The organism is Streptomyces sp. VNUA24, assembly GCF_029167005.1.
Classification (GTDB): Bacteria; Actinomycetota; Actinomycetes; order Streptomycetales; family Streptomycetaceae; genus Streptomyces; species Streptomyces scabiei.
Genome location: NZ_CP119143.1, coordinates 1,834,152 through 1,853,853, shown reverse-complemented (window position 1 = coordinate 1,853,853; position 19,702 = coordinate 1,834,152). Strand labels below are relative to the sequence as shown.

Annotated in this window: 18 protein-coding genes; 9 read left to right on the top strand and 9 right to left on the bottom strand. The window is 72.7% G+C overall.

The window, feature by feature from the left end; translation table 11 throughout:
- Positions 1 to 103: 103 nt before the first annotated feature.
- From PYR72_RS07700 to PYR72_RS07690, 3 genes are all read left to right on the top strand, one after another.
- Positions 104 to 1,117 carry an ABC transporter permease gene (locus PYR72_RS07700; protein ID WP_046916475.1) on the top strand — a complete coding sequence of 338 codons (1,014 nt, stop codon included), beginning with the start codon at positions 104 to 106 and terminating at the stop codon, positions 1,115 to 1,117.
- Positions 1,114 to 1,950 (top strand): ATP-binding cassette domain-containing protein, encoded by an 837-nt coding sequence (locus tag PYR72_RS07695; protein ID WP_275454569.1) that lies wholly within the window; start codon positions 1,114 to 1,116, stop codon positions 1,948 to 1,950. The genes PYR72_RS07700 and PYR72_RS07695 overlap by 4 nt, the downstream gene beginning before the upstream one ends.
- 81 nt (positions 1,951 to 2,031) lie before the next feature.
- Positions 2,032 to 3,069, top strand: a complete 1,038-nt coding sequence (locus tag PYR72_RS07690) for a LacI family DNA-binding transcriptional regulator (protein WP_275454568.1) — start codon at positions 2,032 to 2,034, stop codon at positions 3,067 to 3,069.
- Between the two features lie 2 nt (positions 3,070 to 3,071).
- On the opposite strand, the gene PYR72_RS07685 is transcribed toward PYR72_RS07690, so the two are convergent.
- Genes PYR72_RS07685 through PYR72_RS07665 form a run of 5 tightly spaced genes read right to left on the bottom strand, consistent with a single transcriptional unit; the run spans position 3,072 to position 8,908 of the window.
- The gene (locus tag PYR72_RS07685; protein ID WP_275454567.1) at positions 3,072 to 4,481 is read right to left on the bottom strand and encodes an MATE family efflux transporter; all 1,410 of its coding nucleotides are present in this window, start codon (positions 4,479 to 4,481) and stop codon (positions 3,072 to 3,074) included.
- Positions 4,481 to 5,539 (bottom strand): cysteine synthase family protein, encoded by a 1,059-nt coding sequence (locus PYR72_RS07680; protein WP_275454566.1) that lies wholly within the window; start codon positions 5,537 to 5,539, stop codon positions 4,481 to 4,483. The genes PYR72_RS07685 and PYR72_RS07680 overlap by 1 nt, the downstream gene beginning before the upstream one ends.
- Positions 5,540 to 5,556: 17 nt before the next feature.
- A complete protein-coding gene (locus PYR72_RS07675; RefSeq protein WP_275460358.1) occupies positions 5,557 to 6,903 on the bottom strand; it encodes an alanine racemase in 1,347 nt (448 codons plus the stop codon).
- Complete coding sequence (locus PYR72_RS07670) at positions 6,900 to 7,922, bottom strand: ornithine cyclodeaminase family protein (protein WP_275454565.1); 1,023 nt, start codon at positions 7,920 to 7,922, stop codon at positions 6,900 to 6,902. The genes PYR72_RS07675 and PYR72_RS07670 overlap by 4 nt, the downstream gene beginning before the upstream one ends.
- On the bottom strand, positions 7,919 to 8,908 hold the full coding sequence (locus PYR72_RS07665; protein WP_275454564.1) for a TauD/TfdA family dioxygenase: 990 nt from the start codon (positions 8,906 to 8,908) through the stop codon (positions 7,919 to 7,921). Before PYR72_RS07665 ends, PYR72_RS07670 begins: the two co-directional genes overlap by 4 nt.
- Before the next feature lie 290 nt (positions 8,909 to 9,198).
- On the opposite strand from PYR72_RS07665, the gene PYR72_RS07660 reads away from it, so the two are divergent.
- The 6 genes from PYR72_RS07660 to PYR72_RS07635 all read left to right on the top strand — a co-directional run bounded on the left by PYR72_RS07660 (position 9,199) and on the right by PYR72_RS07635 (position 15,642).
- A complete protein-coding gene (locus tag PYR72_RS07660) occupies positions 9,199 to 10,752 on the top strand; it encodes an ABC transporter substrate-binding protein (RefSeq protein ID WP_275454563.1) in 1,554 nt (517 codons plus the stop codon).
- An 83-nt stretch (positions 10,753 to 10,835) separates the two neighbouring features.
- The gene (locus PYR72_RS07655) at positions 10,836 to 11,756 is read left to right on the top strand and encodes an ABC transporter permease (RefSeq protein WP_275460357.1); all 921 of its coding nucleotides are present in this window, start codon (positions 10,836 to 10,838) and stop codon (positions 11,754 to 11,756) included.
- The gene (locus tag PYR72_RS07650; RefSeq protein WP_275454562.1) at positions 11,753 to 12,559 is read left to right on the top strand and encodes an ABC transporter permease; all 807 of its coding nucleotides are present in this window, start codon (positions 11,753 to 11,755) and stop codon (positions 12,557 to 12,559) included. The genes PYR72_RS07655 and PYR72_RS07650 overlap by 4 nt, the downstream gene beginning before the upstream one ends.
- Positions 12,556 to 14,097, top strand: a complete 1,542-nt coding sequence (locus PYR72_RS07645) for an ATP-binding cassette domain-containing protein (protein WP_275454561.1) — start codon at positions 12,556 to 12,558, stop codon at positions 14,095 to 14,097. Before PYR72_RS07650 ends, PYR72_RS07645 begins: the two co-directional genes overlap by 4 nt.
- Before the next feature lie 133 nt (positions 14,098 to 14,230).
- Entirely contained in the window at positions 14,231 to 14,800 is a 570-nt protein-coding gene (locus PYR72_RS07640; protein ID WP_275454560.1) for a hypothetical protein, read from the top strand.
- 116 nt (positions 14,801 to 14,916) lie between these two features.
- Positions 14,917 to 15,642, top strand: a complete 726-nt coding sequence (locus PYR72_RS07635) for a hotdog fold domain-containing protein (protein ID WP_275454559.1) — start codon at positions 14,917 to 14,919, stop codon at positions 15,640 to 15,642.
- A gap of 93 nt (positions 15,643 to 15,735) precedes the next feature.
- On the opposite strand, the gene PYR72_RS07630 is transcribed toward PYR72_RS07635, so the two are convergent.
- From PYR72_RS07630 to PYR72_RS07615, 4 genes are all read right to left on the bottom strand, one after another.
- On the bottom strand, positions 15,736 to 16,371 hold the full coding sequence (locus PYR72_RS07630) for a GyrI-like domain-containing protein (protein ID WP_275454558.1): 636 nt from the start codon (positions 16,369 to 16,371) through the stop codon (positions 15,736 to 15,738).
- Positions 16,372 to 16,505: 134 nt separating this feature from the next.
- Positions 16,506 to 18,008: a DUF1996 domain-containing protein gene (locus tag PYR72_RS07625; RefSeq protein WP_275454557.1), complete on the bottom strand. Its 1,503-nt coding sequence runs from the start codon at positions 18,006 to 18,008 to the stop codon at positions 16,506 to 16,508.
- 241 nt (positions 18,009 to 18,249) lie between these two features.
- On the bottom strand, positions 18,250 to 18,930 hold the full coding sequence (locus PYR72_RS07620; RefSeq protein ID WP_275454556.1) for a class I SAM-dependent methyltransferase: 681 nt from the start codon (positions 18,928 to 18,930) through the stop codon (positions 18,250 to 18,252).
- A gap of 132 nt (positions 18,931 to 19,062) precedes the next feature.
- A complete protein-coding gene (locus tag PYR72_RS07615; protein ID WP_275454555.1) occupies positions 19,063 to 19,644 on the bottom strand; it encodes a hypothetical protein in 582 nt (193 codons plus the stop codon).
- Between the last annotated feature and the right edge of the window lie 58 nt (positions 19,645 to 19,702).

Here is a 19,702-nt window from a genome sequence, read left to right as displayed (position 1 = left end):
GCCCCCTTCCTCCGACCGGGGCGGCCGCCCGCCCGTCCTCCTGTCCGCCGATCCTCCCGATCAGCGCGGGCGACGACCTCTGTCTTGACGACAAGGACCTCGCATGACTGCCACGACCACACCTCCGGGCACGTCCTCGCCGTACGCCGAGCTCAAAGCACCCAACCCGGCCCGCCGGCTGCTCACGGCACCGACCACCGGCCCCCTGGTCGCCCTGCTCCTGGCCTGCGCCTTCTTCTCCCTCTCCTCCGACCAGTTCCTCACCGGCGGGAACTTCTCGCTGATCGTGCAGCAGGTCATGGTCGTCGGCACCCTCGCCATCGGACAGACCCTGATCATCCTCACGGCGGGCATCGACCTGTCGTGCGGTGCCGTGATGGCCTTCGGCAGCATCATGATCGCCAAGATGGCCGCCGAGGGCTCCCTGCCCCCGCTCGCCGCCATCGCCCTGGGCCTGGTCGTCTGCGGCGGCTTCGGACTGCTCAACGGGCTGCTGGTGCAGAAGATCCCGCTGCCGCCGTTCATCGTCACCCTCGGCATGCTCAACGTGGCGTTCGCCCTCACCCACATCTACTCCGAGGAACAGACCGTCACCAACCTCCCCGGCCCGCTCACGGCCCTGGGACAGACGTTCCCGCTCGGCAGGACCGACATCACCTACGGGTCCCTGGTCACGATCGCCCTGTTCCTCCTGCTCGCCTACACGCTGAGCAACACCGGCTGGGGCCGTCACGTCTACGCCCTCGGCAACAGCCCGGAGGCGGCGCGCCTGAACGGCATCCGCACGGGCCGGCTCACCATCGGCGTCTACACCGTCGCCGGCATCCTCTACGGCATCGCCGCCCTGCTGCTCATCTCCCGCACCGGCGTCGGTGACCCGCAGGCCGGGCAGACCGACAACCTCGACAGCATCACCGCCGTGGTCCTCGGCGGCACCAGCCTCTTCGGCGGCCGCGGCTCGGTGCTCGGCACGTTCATCGGCGTCCTCATCGTCGGTGTCTTCCGCAACGGTCTGCAGCTGATGGGCGTCGCGTCCATCTACCAGACCCTGATCACCGGCGTCCTGGTGATCCTCGCGGTGACCGTCGACCAGATCTCCCGGAAGAAGGCACGATGACCGCCACCAGCACCGTCACGCCCGTTCTGCAGGCCCGCGGCCTGGTCAAGCGCTACGGCCACGTCACCGCCATCGACGGCGCCGACTTCGACCTGCTGCCCGGCGAGGTCCTCGCCGTCATCGGCGACAACGGCGCGGGCAAGACCAGCCTCATCAAGGCCCTCACCGGAGCGGTCACCCCCGACGCGGGCGAGATCCGGCTGAACGGTGAGCCGATCACCTTCTCCGGACCGCAGAGCGCGCGCGCCCACGGCATCGAGACGGTCTATCAGGACCTCGCCGTGGCGGCCTCGATGGACATCGCCTCGAACATGTTCCTCGGCCGCGAACTGCGCCGGCCCGGCGTCCTCGGCAGTGTCTTCCGCATGCTCGACAAGAAGCGCATGCGCGACGAGGCCGCCGAGCACATGGCCGACCTGAAGATCGGACTGCGCTCGCTAACCCAGGCGGTCGAGACCCTGTCCGGCGGACAGCGCCAGGCCGTCGCGGTGGCCCGCTCCGTGGCCTGGGCCCGCTCGGTCGTCGTGATGGACGAACCCACCGCCGCCCTCGGCGTCAAGGAGTCCGGCCAGGTCCTCGACCTCATCCGCCGGGTCCGTGACAAGGGCCTGCCGGTCGTCCTCATCAGTCACAACATGCCGCACGTCTTCGAGATCGCCGACCGCATCCACGTCCACCGCCTCGGCAGGCGGGCCGCCGTGATCAAGCCCTCCGACTACTCCATGGCCGAGGTCGTCGCCATCATGACCGGTGCGCTCACCGTCGACGAGGCCGGGGATACTGTCGTTGCGGATTCCGCGGCGGCGAAGGCCGCGGGCGTCCAGGCCGACTGACGCCGCCACGATTCGAGTCACTCACGGGTTCCGGCCGAAGGCCGCGGCCGGAACCGACGAGCGCAGGGAGACCGTTCCACCATGGCAGCGAACCGCCGCCCCACCCTGGCCGACGTCGCCCGCGAAGTGGGCGTCAGCGCCAAGACCGTCTCCCGTGTCCTCAATGAGGACGGACCCGCCTCCGCCCGGACGCGGGAACAGGTGATGGCCGCCGTGGCCAAGCTGGGCTTCCAGCCGAACCTCATGGCCCGCAACATCAGGGTCGGCGGCCCCGACACCACCGTCGGACTGGTCATCCCCGACCTCGGCAACCCCTTCTTCGGCGCCGTGGCCAGCAGCATCGAGGACACGGTCCGCGACCGCGGCCTGACCCTGCTCATGGGGTCCAGCGCCGACGACCCGGACCGCGAACGCGCCCTGACGGACAAGTTCCTGGCCCGCCGCATCAGCATCCTCATGGTGGTGCCGTCCGTCGGCGCCGACCACTCCCACCTCAAGTCCCACCGCGCCGCCGGGCTGCCCGTCGTGTTCCTCGACCGCCCCGGAGCGGCCCTGGCCACGGACCATGTCGTCAGCAGCAACCGTACGGGCGCCCACGACGGCGTCGCCCACCTGATCGCCCACGGCCACCGCCGCATCGGCTTCATCGGAGACCTGCCCACCAAGCTCTACACCCGCCGCGAGCGTCTGGCCGGCTACCGCTCCGCCCTCCAGGAGGCCGGCCTCCCCGCCGACCGCGCCCTGATCACCAACGCCCACGACCAGCGCGGTGCCTCCGCCGCCACGTCCCAACTCCTGGGCCTGGCCGACCCGCCCACCGCCCTGTTCGCCGGCAACAACATCGTCGCGCTGGGGATAGTGACCGAACTCGCCCGCACCGGACGCAAGGACGTGGCGGTCGTCGCCTTCGACGACGTCGCCCTCGCGGACGCCCTGGAACCGGCCCTGACCGTCGTCGCCCAGAACCCCGAGGAACTCGGCAGGACCGCCGCGACCGTCGCCCTGGCCCGCCTCGACGGCGACCGCACCCGCGCCCGCACGATCACGGTCCCCACCCGCCTCATCATCCGCGGCTCGGGGGAGCGTCCGGCACCGGCACCGGCACCGCGGACGGCGTGACCTCAGGCCGCCATCGCCGTCGCCGCGTTCCGCAGGCGTACGCCCTTGTTGAAGCGGCGGAGCAGGAGGAGTGCGGTGGTGGCGAGGCCGGTGAGGAGGCCGAGCCAGATGCCCACCGTGTCCCAGCCCGTGGCGAAGCCGAGGAGCAGGGCGGCGGGGAGGCCGACGAGCCAGTAGCCGACCAGCGTGATGCGGAAGCCGCCCTTGGTGTCGTCGAGGCCGCGCAGGAGGCCGACGCCGATGTTCTGGGCGCAGTCGAAGAACTGCATCACCGCGGCGATCAGCAGCAGGCTCGTCGCGAGGTCGGTGGCCGTGCGGCTCTCGCCCTCGAAGAACGGGGCGAGCACCAGGCCCGGCACCGCGGCGTACAGGACCGCCACGACCGCCATCACGGCGGCGGCGCACGCCAGGGCGGTGGACTTCAGCCGCTGGGCGGCCGCCGTGTTGCCGAGGGCCAGTTCGCGGCTGACCCCGAGGGACGCGGCGTGGGAGAGGCCGACGGCGATCTGGAAGACGATGTAGACGAGCTGGTTGACGGCGGTGTGCGCGGCCAGCGCCGCCGTGCCGAAGCTGCCCACCAGCAGGGCGACGACGGAGAAGAACCCCGCCTCGGAGCCGTAGGTGGCGGCGATCGGCGCGCCCAGTGAGGTGAGGCGGCGCAGGGTGGCCGGGCGGGTCCTCCAGACGCTCAGCGACAGCACCGGCGCCAGCCGGGGGTCGCGCCGGGCGGAGAGGTAGAGCGCCAGGAACGACAGCGCGTACACGGAGGTCGTGGCGAGCCCGATGCCCGGCAGGCCCAGCTTCGGCAGGCCCCAGGTGCCGTGGATGAAGACCCAGTTGAGGCCGGCGTTGACGGCGATCGAGGCGATGGTGATGCGCAGCAGCGCCTGGGGGCGGCGCATGCCCACGGTGAACTGCCGTATCGCCTGGAACCACAGACAGGGCAGCAGTCCGGGCGCCAGCGCGTACAGGACGGGTTTCGCGGCCTCGACGACGTCCGGGTCCTGGCCGAGGTGGACCACGAGGTGCCCGATCCCCACCATCAGCAGCGCGCCCGCGAGACCGGCGAGCGTGGACAGCAGCAGGCTCGCCCGGACCAGGTCCCGGACCTCCTCCTGCGCGGCCTGCGCCGCGCCGGCGTCCGCCTCCGTGTCCTGGGACTCGGTGCGCGCGTCCGCCGCGGCGACCTGGTTGCCGACGGCGGTCACCAGCCCGACCCCCATGGTCCGCAGCTGGTTGAAGACGACCAGCGCGAGACCGCCGGCGGCCAGCGCCTCGGTGCCGAGCAGGCCCATCATGATCGTGTCGGTGGTGGTGAGCGCGACCTGGGCGAGCTGGGTGAGCGCGAGCGGGACGGCGAGCGTCGCCAGGGCGCGGCTGTCGGTGAGGAGTCGGGTCAGGGCGGGTGGCATCAGACGGTTTCCTGCGGGGGCTCGGGTGCTGCGGTGCGGCGGAGTTTGGTCAGCAACTCGTCGATCTCGCGCTCCACCTGGGGGGAGAGGAGTGCACGGGCGGCCATCCAGTCGTCGTCGAAGACGGTGTCCATGTACTTCTCCCCGCCGTCGTTGATCAACGCGACCATAGTGGTGCCGGGAGGCAGCGTGGACAGCCGGGTCAGGGCTGCGTGCACGACGCCGCCGGCCGAGCCGCCGAGGAGCAGCCCGGTGCGCCGCGCGACGGCCCGCGCGGTGGCGAACGCCTCGACGTCGCCGACCTTCACGCCCTCGTCCAGCAGCGAGTAGTCGACCATCGCGCCGATCGTGGCGCCCTCGGGCGTGCCGGTGCCCGACTGGTGGTAGTCGTGCGCGGGCGGTCCGAACGCGATCGAGCCCTTCGGTTCCACGCCGACGATCCGCAGCCCGGGCACGGTCTCCCGCAGCGGGCCCCCGGTCCCGAACAGTCCGCCGCCGGTGCCGACCGCGCCGATGAGGATGTCGATACGGCCGTCCAGCGCGGCGTGCAGTTCCCTGGCGACCGGGTGGTAGCCGACGCCGTTGGCCATGTTGTTGTGCTGCTCGGTGAAGTAGGCGTTGTCCGACTCGGCGGCCAGCTTCTCCGCGAACTCCTCGCGGGCGGCGGTGGCCAGATCCCCGTCGCCCTCCTCGGCGACGTACACCAGCTCCGCGCCGAGGGCCTTCATCGCGCGCAGCTTGTCGACGGCGGCGTGGTGGTCGACGACGGCGGTGAAGGTGTAGCCGCGCTCGGCGGCCACGACGGCCAGGCCGAGCCCGGTGTTGCCGGAGGTCGACTCGACGATCCGGCCGCCGGGGCGCAGCAGACCGCGCTCCTCGGCGTCGATGACCATCTGCCGGGCCATGCGTATCTTGGCGGTGCCGGTCGGGTTGAACTGTTCCAGCTTCAGCAGCAGCCGGGTGTCGCTCTCCGTGCGGGCCAGCTCGAACAGCGGGGTGGCGCCGATGAGTTCGGAGACCTGCCGCACGACGGGCGGCCGGTACAGGGGGTCGTCCATGGAGGGCTCCTGGGGCTTCAGTGGGGGTGGCGGTCGAGGCGCCAGCGGAAGGGGGAGGCCGAGGGCTCGACGACGACCTTCGGGGGCAGCGGGAGGTCGTGGAACGGCGACTCGTTGGAGTCCATCTGGTATCCCGCCGTGTTGAGGTACACGAGCAGGTCACCGGCGGCCGGACGCACGGGGAAGGGGATCTTCCGCCAGGTCAGCATGTCCGACTCCAGACAGGTGGCCGCCCCCACGCAGGCCGGGTACGGCCCCGCGTCGGCCCTCGGGCCGGTACCGGCCGGCACCAGCACCGGGTCGGGCAGGAACTCGCTGTCGAACCACTGCTCCGAGAGGCTGAGGCTGCTGCCGTCCACCGTGAGGAGCGCGTAGCCGTCGCGCTCCTTGACGCCCTGGACCCGGAACACGGTGAACCCGGCCTGGTCCAGCAGGGCCCGGCCCGGTTCGACGAGCAGGGTGACACCGGCCGCCCGGAGCAGCCCGGCGAGGGTGGTGCCCTCGCCCGCCCCGGTCGGGGTGGCCGCCAGGATCGTCCGCAGGGCGTCGGCGCCCGCGACGGGGGAGTGGTACGGGTAGAAGCCCCCGAAGGACTTCTCGGCGTGGAAGTGCTCGGGGCGCCGGCTCTCCTCGAACCGCCGCCACTCCTCGGCGCCGACGTAGTCCACCGCGAAGCCGCCCCCGATGCTGATCCGGTCCGCACGCAGCCCGAGTGCGCGGGCGCGCGTGCACAGGCCGATCGACTCGGCCGCCAGATCGGCGCGTTGACGCGTGTCGTAGCCGGAGAGATGGAAGCTGAAGCCCTCCATCTCGACGGGGCCGGTGACGCACCGCCGCAGGGCCGCGTCCAGCTCGCCGTCGTCCAGGCCGAAGCGGCTGTGCGGCTGCCCGGGGGGCAGCCTGCGCAGCAGGACCCGCGCGGTGCGGCCCAGTCGCTCCGCGAGCGGCAGGAGCCGGTCGAGTTCGTCGAGCGCGTCCACCGCGATCAGGGCGCCCTGGAGCACGGCCACGCGCAGCAGGTCGTCCGCCTTGGCGGGGCCGGTCACCACCAGGTCCTCGCCGCGGACGCCGGCGGCCAGGGCCTCGCGCAGTTCGCCCCCGCTCGCCACGTCCACGCCCAGTCCGGCCTCGGCGGCCCGTTCGGCGTAGACGGCCGCCTTGTTGGCCTTCTTCGCGTAGTACACCCGGCCGTCCACGCCTGCCTCGGCGAAGGCCCCGCGGAAAGCGGCCGCGTTGGCGTCGAACCGCTCCGGCAGCAGCACGTGGTACGGGCCGCGCAGGCCGTGGCTCAGCTCGTGCAGCAGCGCGTCGCCGAGCAGGGCCCGCACCGCGGGCGTGGTGTGGGAGGGGAGCGCGGCCGTCACTTCCACAGGGGCACCGCCGTGCCCAGGCCCTGGGCGAGGGCCAGTTGGGCGAACCGGTGGCCGAGGGCGATGTCGGTGACGACGAGCCCGCTGTTGTACGCGAAGATCTGCTGCCCGGCGTCGGTGCGGCCCTCGGCGCGGCCGGCGAGCACCTCGGGGAACTCGGCGTCCACGTCGGGCAGTTGCCCGTCGGCGTCGGCCATGTCCACGCCGGTGACCCGCATCTGCGCGGCGCTGGTGGCGATCACCCGGTCGGCGCGGTGCAGGGTCGAGGGCGCGATGCCGTAGCCGACGAGGACGGACAGGGCCGAGGGCTTGAGCCATTCGGCGTCCACGGAGGCGGGGGTGTTGGGGCCGGCGGTGGCCAGCACGATGTCCGCGTCCCCGGCCGCCGCCCGCAGATCGGTGACGACCTCCAGCTCCCGGTCGGGGAAGTGGGTGCGCAACTGCTCGCGCACCGCCTGTATGCCGTCCGGGTGCGTGCCGGACAGCATCAGCCGCTCCAGGCCGGGCAGCGTGGTCAGCAGGAACGGCAGCGCGAGCCGCCCCTGGGTGCCGGTGCCGATCACCAGGGCGCTGCGGGCGCCGGGTGCGGCCAGTTCGCGGGCCAGGAGTGCGGAGACCGCGGGGGTGCGCAGGGCGCCGACCCGGCCGCAGTCCAGCATCGCGACGGGCAGTCCGCTCTCGTCGTCGTACAGCGTCAGCGTCGTGTAGTAGTGCTGCTTGTCGCGGTCCTCGTGCAGGCCGTACTTGTACGAGGTCTTCACCGCGACCACGCCGCGCACGCCGTCGCGGCCGAGCATCGCGTACGCCACCGAGTGGCCGTCCTGCGGTTTGACGGTGAGCTTGCGGGGGTTGTCGGACTGTCCGTCGGCGAGGGTGCGGTAGGCCTGTTCCACCACGGACACGACGTCGGCGAGGGAGATGTCGATGCCGGCCACGTCGCTGGTGCCGAGGATGCGCAGGGTCGTGTCGTCGGGCGTCATCGCGGTTCCTCCGGTGCTGTCGGTGCCGGTCATGCGTGGGCCTCCACGGCGGCCTGTCCGTAGCCGTGCTCCGACTCCTCGGCGGGCGGGCGCGTCCGGCGGCCCTTCGCCCGTACCGAGGAACGCTTCAGCCAGCGGTCCGTGCCGTCGTACCGGGCCTTGAAGGGGACCCGTCCGTGCACGACCAGGTCGTTGTCCACGACCAGGACCTCGCCGGGCTCCAGGCTCACGGCCACGCTGACGCGGGCGAGTTCGTCCTCCAGGCGGGCGTAGGCCGCGCGGTGGTCCTCGGGCGCCTGCTCCAGCGGGGTGTAGGCCGGGTCGAAGCGCAGGGTCAGGCCCTCGTGCGACCGCCACAGGGTGGGCACGGGCGGCGGGTCTCCCTGGTACGCCCGGGCCTCCTCGTAGGCGTCGTCGGGGAGGATCGGCAGCACCGGGCGGCTCAGCAACTCCACGTCGGCGTCGGAGAGTTCGACGTTGCGGATGCCGGCGGCCGTGGTGGCGACGGAGTCGGGGTTGCGCACGCAGCCGAGGATCAGCAGATGGGCGCGGCCCGGGTGGAAGGCGTCCTCGGTGTGCGGGCTGAGCAGCACGCTGCTGCTGGCGCCGGTCTGCTCCTCCTCGTGGCCGGGACTCGGCACGATGTTGTGTACGAAACGCCCGTCCTGCTGCCCTTCCCAGGCGATGGGAGTGCCCATCACCGTAGACAGCAGGAGCAGGACAACGTCGTGGACGGCGCCGGCGTTCCCGGCGGTGGACCAGTGGTCCGGGGTGGGGCCGACGGCGTCGTCGTCGACATGCAGGCCGCGCAGGACGAACAGTCCGTCGGCGGTGTCGACGGGGCGGCAGGCGTGGCGGATCGGCTCGCTCAACGAGGCGGCGACGGCCGGGACTCGGGCCGGCAGGCCGGGGTGGGTGGAATCGCCGTCGTGTGCGGCGAGGAGGGCCTGGGCGGCTGCGGTCAGTTCGGCCGCGGAGGTGCTGTCGAGCAGGCGTACGGGAGTGCTACCCGTGGGCATGGGGGGTCCGTCCGTTCCGGTGCGGAATGCGTGTGCGGGCGCGGTGCGGTGAGGTGCGGGTGGGGCTGTGCCGAGCGGTCGACGGGCATGGCGAAGAAGGCCGCCCGGGAGGGGCCGCGTGGTCAGGCGCGGCTCCGGTCGGCCTCCGGAAACATAGCCAGCCCACAGATGTCAGGGAAGGCTTACCTAAGTTGATGAAGATCACATGCGAGGCCGTCTTGTCATACAGCCGTCACACAAGATAGGTAAGGCTAAGCAAATCAAGCCAACAGCGGGAAATTGAGGGACAAGTGGACCTGACGCGACGTCAACTGCTCTGGGCCGGCGGCGCCATCGGCGCGGGCGTCATGCTCACCGCCTGCGGTGGCGGCGACGAGAAGCCCACCGCGTCGGCCACCGGCGACTCGGCCAAGCCCCGCAAGGGCGGCACCCTGCGGGTCGGAGCCCTCGGCCGGGCCGGTGCCATCACCCGCGACCCGCACGGCAGTCAGGCCAACGAGAGCGACTACCTCATCATCAGCCTGCTCTACGACACCCTCACCGTCCCCGGCGCCAAGCCCAACACCGAACCCCGCCTCGCCGCGAGCTGGAAGCACTCCGAGGACCTCAAGACCTGGCGGTTCACCCTCGCCAAGGGCGCCACCTTCCACGACGGGACACCCGTCACCGCCGAGGACGTCGTCTTCTCGCTGAAGCGGCTGCGCGCCACCCCCTCCGGCGCCTCCCGCCTGCCCGGCATCCAGGCCAAGAACATCACCGCCGACGGCACCGACACCGTCGTCATCGTCTCCGACTACGCCAACGCCGAACTGCCCCTGCTGGTCCGCCTCACCACCTTCGTCGTCCCCAAGGGCACCACCGACAAGGACATCGCCAAGGCCCCCGGCACCGGACCCTTCAAGCTCGACTGGTTCCGCGGCGGCAACGCCCGCCTCGTCCGCAACGACGACTGGTACGGCGGCGAGGTCCACCTCGACGCCATCGAGGTCAAGATCTTCGAGAGCCCCCAGGCCATGGCGAGCGCCCTGCTCGCCGGCCAGATCGACCTCGCCTCCAACGTCGGCGCCGTCGCCGCCCGAACGGCCGAGAGCCGCAAGGACATCCAGGCCGTCCGCCGCCCCAACGACATGGCGATGCCCCTCGTCATGCGCACCGCCGACGGCCCCTTCGCCGACCCCAGGGTCCGCGAGGCACTGCGCCTGGCCGTCGACCGCGAGGCCATGGTCGAACAGGTCCTCTCCGGCTACGGCACCGTCGCCAACGACGTCCTCGGCACCGGCGACCCCGCCTACGACAAGGGCCTCCCGCAGCGCACCCGCGACCTCACCAAGGCCAAGTCCCTGCTCAAGGAGGCGAAGTTCGACACCTCCAAGACCTACGAGCTGTACACCACCGAGGACATCGCCGGCCTCGCCGAGTCGGCCACCCTCTTCGCCACCCAGGTCCGCGAGGCCGGCGTCAAGATCAAGGTCGTCAAGCAGGAATCGGCCACCTTCTGGGACAAGACCTGGCTCAAGGGCGACCTCTACACCACCTACTGGGGCACCAACGACTCCGTCGTCTTCTTCGCCAGCAAGACCATGGTCTCCGACAGCGGCCAGAACGAGGCCGGCTGGAAGGACAAGGACTTCGACACGGCGTACGAGAAGGCGATCGGCACCGCCGCCCCGGCCGAGCGCACCGCCCTGCTGAAGGAGCTCCAGAAGATCGAGTACGACGCCTCCGGCTACCTCCTGTGGGGCATGGCCGACGGCATCGACCTCGCCGGGGCCAAGGTACGCGGGCTGCCGACCCTGCCCGGGTACGGAAGGGTGCAGCTCGAAGGCGCGTGGCTGGCCAGTTGACCCCCGACACCGCCGCGCCGGCCGCCTCCCGGGTCACCCCGGGCGGGCGGTCGGCGCGCACCCCTGTCCAGGTCCTCGCCCGGGTGGGCGCGGTCCTGGTGAAACGCGCCCTCCTGCTCGCCCTGCTCCTCGCCCTCGTCTTCGGCACCGTCGAACTGCTGCCCGGCGACGCCGCCACCGCCACCGCCGAACGCGGGGAGAGCGCCGCCGACGTCGCCGCCCGCCGCGCGCAGCTCGGCCTGGACCGCCCCGTCCTCGAACGCTTCGGGGACTGGATGACCGGCCTGCCCACCGGCGACCTCGGCACCTCGGCGCGCGGCGAGAAGGTCACGGACCTGCTCTCCAGCGCCTTCCCCAACACCCTGCTCCTCGGCGGCATCGCCCTGCTGCTCACCGCGCTCGTGTCCCTCACCGCGGGCTGCTGGGCCGCGCTGCGCCCGGGCGGCCGCCTCGACCGGGCCGTCTCCGCCACGGCGACGGCCGTCCTCGCCCTGCCCGAGTTCGTCGTCGCCGTCGCCCTGGTCCTGGTGTTCTCCCTGTGGACCGGATGGCTGCCCGCCGTCACCCTCACCGGCGCCGACGGAACCCCCGCCGACTGGACCATGCTCGTGCTGCCCGCCCTCGCCCTCACCGTCCCGCAGGCCGGCTGGAACATCCGCATCGTGCGCGCCGCACTCGCCGACGAGGCCCGCGCCCCCCACGTGGAGACGGCCGTCCTCGACGGACTGCCGCCCCACCGCGTCCTCACCCACCACGTGCTCCCCGGGGCGCTGCCCGCCATCGCCGCGGGCCTGGCCACCTCCACCGGCATGCTGCTGGGCGGCGCGGTCGTGGTGGAGACCATCTTCAACCACCCCGGGATCGGCTCCGTCCTGGCCTCCGCCGTCAGCGACCGCGACAGCCCCGTCATCGCGGGCGTCACCGCCCTCTCCGGCGCCGTCATCACCGCCGTCCTGCTCCTGGCCGACCTGGTCCGCGACCTCGCGACGGGAGTCCGACGGTGAGAATCGCAGCCGCCCTGCGCGCCACCCCCGCCCTGCTCCTCATCGGGCTGGCCCTCGTCGGCCCCTGGATCGCCCCGCACGCCGTGGACACACCGGTCACCGCCCCCTACGCCACCCCCGACTCCGCCGCACTCCTCGGCGGGGACCAGCTCGGCCGGGACGTCCTCTCCCGCCTGCTGGCCGGTGGCCGCGACCTCGTGCTCTCCTCCCTCCTCGTCGCCCTCCTCGTCACCGGCACCGCCGCGGTGCTCGGCGCGATCGGCGCCGTACGCCCCCTCGTCGGACGCCTCGTGGAACGCACCGCCGACGTCCTGATGCTGCTCCCCGCCGTGCTCGGCATCCTCCTCGTCACCCTGTCCTGGCCCGACGGCGGCCGTCTCGCCGTCATCGCCGCCGCCGTCGTCCTCGGCGTGCCCTACGCCGTCCGGCTCACGGCGAGCGCGGCCCGCCCCATCGCCGAGGCCGGGTACGTCGAGGCGGCGGCCGCCGGCGGCGAACGCCTGTGGTACCTCGTCGTCCGCGAGATCCTCCCCAACCTGCGCGCCACCCTGCTGGCCCTGTTCGGCCTGCGCTTCGTCGCCGCCGTCTACCTCGTCGCCACCGCCGGATTCCTCCAGGTCGGCCCCCAACCACCGGCCGCGGACTGGGCGTTGATGGTCCGCGAGAACTCCTCCGGCCTCCTCCTCAACCCCTGGGCCGTCGTCGCCCCGAGCATCGCCATCGGCCTGCTCGCCCTCAGCGTCAACCTCGCGGCCGCCACCCTCGCACCCCAGACCGGCCGGAAGGCGGTGACCGTCCTGTGAGCCACACCCGCGACGGGTACACGAAGGCGGACGACCTCCCGGGCGACGACTCCCCGGCGGTCCGCGTCAGCGACCTCACCGTCACCGCACCCGACGGCCGGCACCTGCTGAGCGAGGCGTCCCTGACCGCCCGCCCCGGCCGCCTCGTCGCCCTCACCGGCCCCTCCGGCGCCGGCAAGACCACGCTGCTGCGCGCCCTCACCGGCCTCCTCCCGCCGGGCACCACCCGCACGTCGGGACAGGTCGACGTCCTCGGCCACGACGTCTTCGCCCTCACCGACCGGGAACTGCGCACCCTGCGCGGCACCCGTCTCGCCTACGTCGGCCAGGATCCCGGCTCCGGACTCAACCCCCGGATGCGCGTCCGTACCCTGGTCCGCGAACTCGCCGCCGACCGCGACCCGAAGGCGGTGGCCGCCCTCCTCGCCGAGGTCCGCCTCCCGGACGACGGCCGCCTGGCGGGCCGCCGCCCCGGCGCCCTCTCCGGGGGACAACAGCGCCGTGTCGCGCTCGCCCGCGCGCTGGCCCGCCGCCCCGACCTCCTCCTGCTGGACGAGCCCACCGCCGGCCTCCACCCCGAACTGCGCGACGAGATAGCCGAGTTGCTGCGTCACCTCGCCCGCGAACACCACTTGGCCGTCGTCCTGTCCTGCCACGACCCCGCCGTGGTCGAGCGCGTCGCGGACGACATCGTGGAACTCGGCGCACGACCCCGCCCGCCGAGCCCCGCACCCGTGCTCACACCCCGCACCGCCCCCGCTCCTCCGCCCCCCGAGGCCCCGCCGGCCCTCGACGTACGGAACCTGCACGTGTCGTTCCGCGGCACGCCCGCGCTCACCGGCGTCGACCTCACCGTCGCCCCCGGCACGGCGGTCGGCATCGTGGGCGTGTCCGGCGCCGGCAAGACCACCCTCGTCCGGACCGTCGTGGGCCTCCAGCGCAGCACCTCCGGCACGATCCGGCTGTCCGGCACCGCCCTGAGCACCGGACTGCGCGGACGCACCCGCGCGCAGCGACGCGGACTGCAGCTCGTCACCCAGAACCCGCTCGGCGCGCTGAACCCCAGCCGCCGCGTCGGCGACGCCGTGGGGCGCCCGCTGCGCCTGCACCGCCGCTGCCCGTCCGGGGAGACCGCGCAGCGCGTGGCGCACCTCCTGGAACAGGTCGGCCTGCCGCCCGCGTTCGCCGACCGCTACCCCCACGAGCTGTCCGGCGGGCAGCGGCAACGGGTCGCCGTCGCCCGGGCCCTGGCCGCCGAGCCCGACGTCCTGATCTGCGACGAGGTCACCTCCGCGCTCGACACCGAGACGGGCCACGCCCTCATGGACCTGCTGACGGACCTCCGCGAACGCAACGGCACCACCCTCGTCCTCATCAGTCACGACCTGTCCCTCATCGCCGACCGCACGAGCACCGTCACCGTGCTGGAGGCGGGCCGGGCCGTGGAATCCGGACCCACCGCCGAGGTCTTCGCCGCTCCTCGGCACGCGGCGACGAAAGCCCTGCTCGGCGCGGCCGTGTCCGCCACGACCCCCTGACTCCGCCGCGCCGCGGCACCTGCCGGTAGGAACGGCCCGTTCCGCCCCCGGTCCGGCGTGCAACCATCCCGCGCACCCGGTCGTCTCACTCGGCACCAGAGCTACACCGCAAAACATGATCAAGGGGTACGACATGCGACGTATCGGAGCGGCAGCGGCCGTGCTCGTGCTCGCGGGCACCACACTGGGGACGGCGGCCGGCACCGCGGGTGCCGAGACCGGGACAGCGGCCGGGCGCACGGTGGCGGCCTGCCCGACGGGCTGGGGCAGCGGCGCCAAGGGCGGCGCCGCGGTGGGCGCCGACCACCTGCGGAACATCAGGACCGGACGGCACGCGTGCTACGACCGCATGGTGTTCGAGGTACCCGGCGGCGGCCGGATCAGCTATCACGTCCAGTACGTGAAGCGCCTCGTGACGGACGGAGGCGGCCAGTACATACCGGTCAAGGGCGGAGCGATCCTCGACATCCGCATCGGCGCCTGGAGCTACGACCTGGAGGCCGGCGCTCCGACCTACCCGGGCAAGGTGGGCAAGCGCCTGCCCGGCGTCGACGTCACCGGCTACCACACCTTCCGGGACACCCGCTTCGGCGGCACCTTCGAGGGCCAGACCCAGGTCGGCCTCGGCGTCCGGGCCCGACTGCCGTTCCGGGTGCTCCGGTTGAGCGACCGTGTCGTGGTCGACGTCGCGCACCGCTGGTGACGAACCTGCACAGCACCCGGCCTCCCTCATGAGGCCACCGCCGGCGAGGCCGGGACCCCACCGGGCCCGGCCCCGCCGGCAGAGCGTGGTCCCCGGCGTGTGCTGAAGTGGGGATCATGACGAGAAGCGACGCGATCGTGGTGCCGGAGCTGTACGTCGGCTACCCCGGAGTGGCCTTCGGCGGATACGTCGCCGGCACGCTCGCGCAGAGACTGGACGCGCGGACGGTACGGGTGGACTTCCGCGGGCCGGCACCCGTCGAAGTGCCCCTGCCGGTCGCCGGGACGGCCGACGGGGGCGTTCGGCTGGGGGAGGCGGAGCGACCCCTCGCCGCGGCCCGCCCCGCCGAGTTGTCGCTCGACGTGCCGGCCGCGCCCTCCTGGGCGGCGGCGACCGCCGCGACCGATCGGTTCCGGTCCGATCCGCCGCCGGGTGCGGTCGACTGCTTCGGCTGCGGCCTGCGCGCTCCCGGCCAGGGGCTGCGCGTGCACTGCGCGCCGGTGCCGGAGTCGGGCCTCGTGGCCGCCGCCTGGGTCCCGCCCCCGGTCTTCGCCGACCCGGACGGCCGGCTCCCGGCCCGGCTGGTCTGGGGGGTCCTGGACTGCCCGGGACACTGGGCGGGCCGCTTCCTGGGCACCCAGCAGCCGGGCGCGGTCACCGCCTCCCTGACGGGCTCGATCCTGCGGCCGGTCACGACGGGCGAGCCGCACGTCGTGTACGCCTGGCTGCTGTCGGAGTCCGGCCGCAAACACACGATGGGCGTCGCGCTCACCACGGCAGAGGGCGAACTGTGCGCCCTCTCCGAGGCGTTGTGGATCGACCCCCGGCCCGCCCCCGCCTGACGGTCCCGGTCGAGGGTCGGCCCCGTCACAGGCCGGCGGTCCGTTGCGGTCGGGCGTCCGGTGTCCCGGCCCGGTCGCTCGATGCGGGTCGCCTCACCCCTCCACGGGCCGCCACCGCTCCACCGGCTGCCGCAGCACCGTCCTCAGCCGGGCCGGGTCGGTCCTGCGCGGGTCGCTGAGGTAGATCTCGTGATGGAGACCCGCCTCCCGCAGGCCGTGGGCGGGGAGGTAGTCGCGGTGCAGCCTGGTGAGGACGGGGGTCTCGTCGTCGTAGGAGCCGATGTGGAGGACCTGGGCACTGGTCCCCTCCCGCAGGGTCTCCGGCCGGACGGCCCCGAGGGCGGGCCGGTCCTTCTTGGCCGCGGCGGCCGAACGGGCCTCCTCGATCATGGGGTCGGTGATCCAGCCGGGCACGTTGATGAGCATGCGCCACCGCCAGTTGTCCTTGCGCCTGGCCAGGAAGTCGTCCATGTCGTCGGCCCACCACAGCCCTTCGAGCGGGCCCACGACGAAGTCCTCGCCCCGCTCCCGCCTGCTCGTGAACTTGACGGTGTAGGCGACCGCGTAGAGGGCCTCGACCGCGTGGCGGTACGCGGCGGCCGTGTTCGGATCGCCGTGCCCGTCGACGGCGAGGTAACGGAGTTCGGGGACGTCGACGAGTTCCCAGTCGGTGTTCTTCGGCGCGTAGCACGCCTTGAGCGCACGCTTGACGTCGTACTTGGTCGTCATGGGCCGAACCCCCACGCCCTTCTTCCCGCGTCCCTCGGCGCACGCGCGCCACCGCGCAACCTAACGCGTTTCCCGCGCCCGGCACCGGAGAACACGTCGACAGGCGCACCAGAGCGCCGAGGCCGGGAGCGGCGTCACCGGCATGTACGGCCGGTGTTGATGCACCGGACCATCCGGTTCATCAGGCGCTCGTCGAACACGTTGATGAAGTCCCCGTGATCCGTGATCGGCTTGTGCATCTGCTCCGGGAAGCCGTCCACCGCGTAGAAGGGGCTGGACTTTCCGTTGTCGCCCAGGCTGGGCGCCTTGACGTCGTAGACGAGGCGCTGCACCAGCTGGGGGACGGCCTTGAAGCCGTTCGGGCAGGCACCGGTGCGCGGGTCGGCGAACGCGACGTGGGCGCGATGGTTGGCGCTGTCGATGCTGCGGCCGTCCCAGCAGCTCTGGAACCTCGACGTACGCACCAGACTGCTGCCCCGGGGGCAGACCGGGTACTTGTCCGTCAGCTGTCGGTTCTCGAAACCGGTGCAGCTCCATGCCGCGTTGGCGTTGGCCGTGCCGTTGGTGAAGGCCTTGGCGTCACCGGTGATGATCCGCAGAAACTCGGGCATCGCCACGACCTTGCCGCGCGGGCTGCCCACGAAGTTCAAGGTGACCTTGGACGCGGTCAGGATGCGCCCGGTGTTGCCTTCGGCGCCACCGCCGAGCCGCTTGGCGTCGAACTCCTGGGTACCGTCCTGGAGCCGGAGCACCGGCCAGTAGTACGTGGACCTGTCGCCCTGGTTGCGGCAGCTGGTCGACGCGGCGGCGAACTCCTCGTTGGTGGTGAAGGCGTCGTTGTCCTGGTTGCCGACGTAGTCGTGGGTGTGGTGGGCGCCGTTGCCCACACCGGGCGCGACGATGATGTTGTCGGAGTTGTACAGCTTGTTCGCGTTGACACCGCACCGCGTGGTGAAGGTGCCCGAGGAGGCGCCCCTGGACCGGCGCGGGGTCCTCACGTTCGGCTGAACCTTCGTGATGTCCACGAAGTCGGCGGCCACCGGCCCGTTGCCGCCCGGAGCGCCGGTTCCGTTCTGCCCTCCGGCATTGCCCCCGCCCTGCCCCTGGCCGCCGCCCTGCCCCTGGCTTCCCGCCTGTTGGCCGGCGGAGTCGCGCAGGGTGCAGCCGGCGAGCGATTCCAGGCCCTGCGGCCGGGGGGCCGACCTGCTGATGGCGATCACGATCCGGTCGATGGCCGCGGCCCGTTCGTCCTTCAGGGGGCCCATGATCGCGTTGCCGACGAAGCCGGCGTCCGCCTGCACGGCACCGCCTGAGTCACGCAGCCGTTGGTAGGCCTCGGCGACCTGCTGGTCCAGAAGGGCGAGTTCTCTGTCCACCTCACCCCTGGCCCGGTCGGGGACGGACGTCAGCTTCGCCCCGACGTCCGGGCAGCCGATGGTGACGGCACCGGCCGCCGCTGCCCGACCGGCCTGGCCCTGAGCCTGGGGGGAGCGTTTGGTCGTGTAGCCGTTGTCGCCCTCGTGGGCGGAGGCGTACACGTTGACCGCTATCAGCCCTCCCGCTCCCAGGGCCAGACCCGCCGCAGCGGCGACGACGCGGTGTGTCGTCCTGGATCGCTTGCGTGTGGTGTGTCGCATCGGACTCCTCCGGGGCTCTCGCATCACGTGTGACTCGGCCGGCCTCCGGTCGACATGTCGTCGTCCGGAGGGGCGCCGTGATCAGAGTTACGGAGGGGACCGGTGTGAAGACGGGACTTCGTCATCACGTCAGCCCTCCGTAAGAACTCGCCCGGCAGGGCACGGTGGCTGATGGCGAGAAGAGGGCCCGCGGGCCCGGCCCGTACGGTCGGCCTCGGCCTCGGCTGCGATCGGGGAGAAGTCAGCGCAACCGGCGGGCGCGCAGGACCAGGTCGTCGGTGTGGTGGGCGCCGGCGCCACCGTCGGGGGCCACCCGCGGCCGTTGCTCGTCCACCTCGATCTCCCAGTCGCCGTCGAGCAGTTCGGCGACCATCGAGGGCCACACGTAGTCGGCCGGGTCGAAACCGCTCTCGTGTGCCTGTCGGGTCTCCATCCCCGCGTGGTGCACGAGCAGCAGCACGCCACCCGGTGCGACGGCCGCGAGCAGCGCCCGTTCGGCCGTGGCGTCGGGGGTCCGCAGCAGGGCCGGGTACTGCGCGGAGACCAGATCGAAGGAGCCCGGCGGGAGCGCCGCTTCGGCGAGTTCGGCGTGCACCCAGCGAATGGCGAGGCCGGCGTCCCGCGCGTGCCCGGCCGCCCGTTCCAGCGCCACACCGGAGACCTCCAGCGCGGTCACGTCCCAGCCGCCGCGCGCGAGCCACACGGCGTCGGCGCCTTCGCCGCAGCCGACGTCGAGCACGCGCCCCGGGGTGAGCCCGGCGGTCTCGGCCACGAGCGCGCCGTTGGGCTGCCCGCTCCACAACTGTGTCCGGTCGGCGTATCGGCTGTCCCACTCCGCCCGCACCGCGGGGTCACCGACGTAGCCGTCGGCAGAGGAGACGAGGTGGGACATGGGCGGGCCTGCTGCGATGTCGTCGGTCATGCACCCACCGTCGCCCACCGCGTTCCCCCTCGGCCACTCCTGTTGCCGGTCCGGCAAATCGTGCGTCACTCCGGGACCGGCCGCCTTCCGCGGATCGGGCGGTCGGAGGCCCCGTACCTCCGTCGCCGCCGGTCAGGGCAGGTGAGGGCGCGTCTCCGACCAGGTGAGGAGCAGATCCCGTACCGGCCCGGGGGACAGGTGGCCGACAAGCTCGCCCGCATGAGCCGTCAGGTTCTTGTGCCGCCTCAGCTCGCCGATCCTCTCGATCGCGAGGTCGGGCCAGTGCTCGGCGAGGGACCGGGCCGCGGCGGGGCTGAGTTCGAGTGCGGAGACGGTGTCGGCCGCCAACGCCTCGGGGTCCCAGAGCCGGTCCCCGGGATCGGGGCCGAGCCGTTCGATCACCCACATCCGGAGCATGAAGTCCTGGTGCGCCTTGCGCGCGCGATCCCATGAACGGCCGCCGCTCATGCGCTGGTTGGCCCGCAACGACAGCGTGGCCCACTCACGGCAGGCTCCGGGAGACCCCACGGCGCCGTACGCATGCTGCTGCGCGACGACCCGCACGGCCTCGAGCTGCCCGCCCCGCACCCGCTCGGTGAAGGATCGGAGCTTCTCGATCGACCAGGTGCCGAGATCGTGGCTCGGGCTGTCGCTGCCGGAGCCGGAGTAGGCATTCTCGTCGGCGTCGGCGTCGGCGTCGGCGTCGGTGTTCAAGCGACCTCGCTTCTGTGACGGGACGGGGACCGTTGCCCTGTGGCGGCCCGAGAGCCGG

Coding starts and splice junctions, on each gene's coding strand:
- PYR72_RS07700 (WP_046916475.1), top strand. CDS start 104: ATGACTGCCACGACCACACCTCCGGGCACGTCCTCGCCGTACGCCGAG.
- PYR72_RS07695 (WP_275454569.1), top strand. CDS start 1,114: ATGACCGCCACCAGCACCGTCACGCCCGTTCTGCAGGCCCGCGGCCTG.
- PYR72_RS07690 (WP_275454568.1), top strand. CDS start 2,032: ATGGCAGCGAACCGCCGCCCCACCCTGGCCGACGTCGCCCGCGAAGTG.
- PYR72_RS07685 (WP_275454567.1), bottom strand. CDS start 4,481: ATGCCACCCGCCCTGACCCGACTCCTCACCGACAGCCGCGCCCTGGCG.
- PYR72_RS07680 (WP_275454566.1), bottom strand. CDS start 5,539: ATGGACGACCCCCTGTACCGGCCGCCCGTCGTGCGGCAGGTCTCCGAA.
- PYR72_RS07670 (WP_275454565.1), bottom strand. CDS start 7,922: ATGACCGGCACCGACAGCACCGGAGGAACCGCGATGACGCCCGACGAC.
- PYR72_RS07665 (WP_275454564.1), bottom strand. CDS start 8,908: ATGCCCACGGGTAGCACTCCCGTACGCCTGCTCGACAGCACCTCCGCG.
- PYR72_RS07640 (WP_275454560.1), top strand. CDS start 14,231: ATGCGACGTATCGGAGCGGCAGCGGCCGTGCTCGTGCTCGCGGGCACC.
- PYR72_RS07635 (WP_275454559.1), top strand. CDS start 14,917: ATGACGAGAAGCGACGCGATCGTGGTGCCGGAGCTGTACGTCGGCTAC.
- PYR72_RS07630 (WP_275454558.1), bottom strand. CDS start 16,371: ATGACGACCAAGTACGACGTCAAGCGTGCGCTCAAGGCGTGCTACGCG.
- PYR72_RS07625 (WP_275454557.1), bottom strand. CDS start 18,008: ATGCGACACACCACACGCAAGCGATCCAGGACGACACACCGCGTCGTC.
- PYR72_RS07620 (WP_275454556.1), bottom strand. CDS start 18,930: ATGACCGACGACATCGCAGCAGGCCCGCCCATGTCCCACCTCGTCTCC.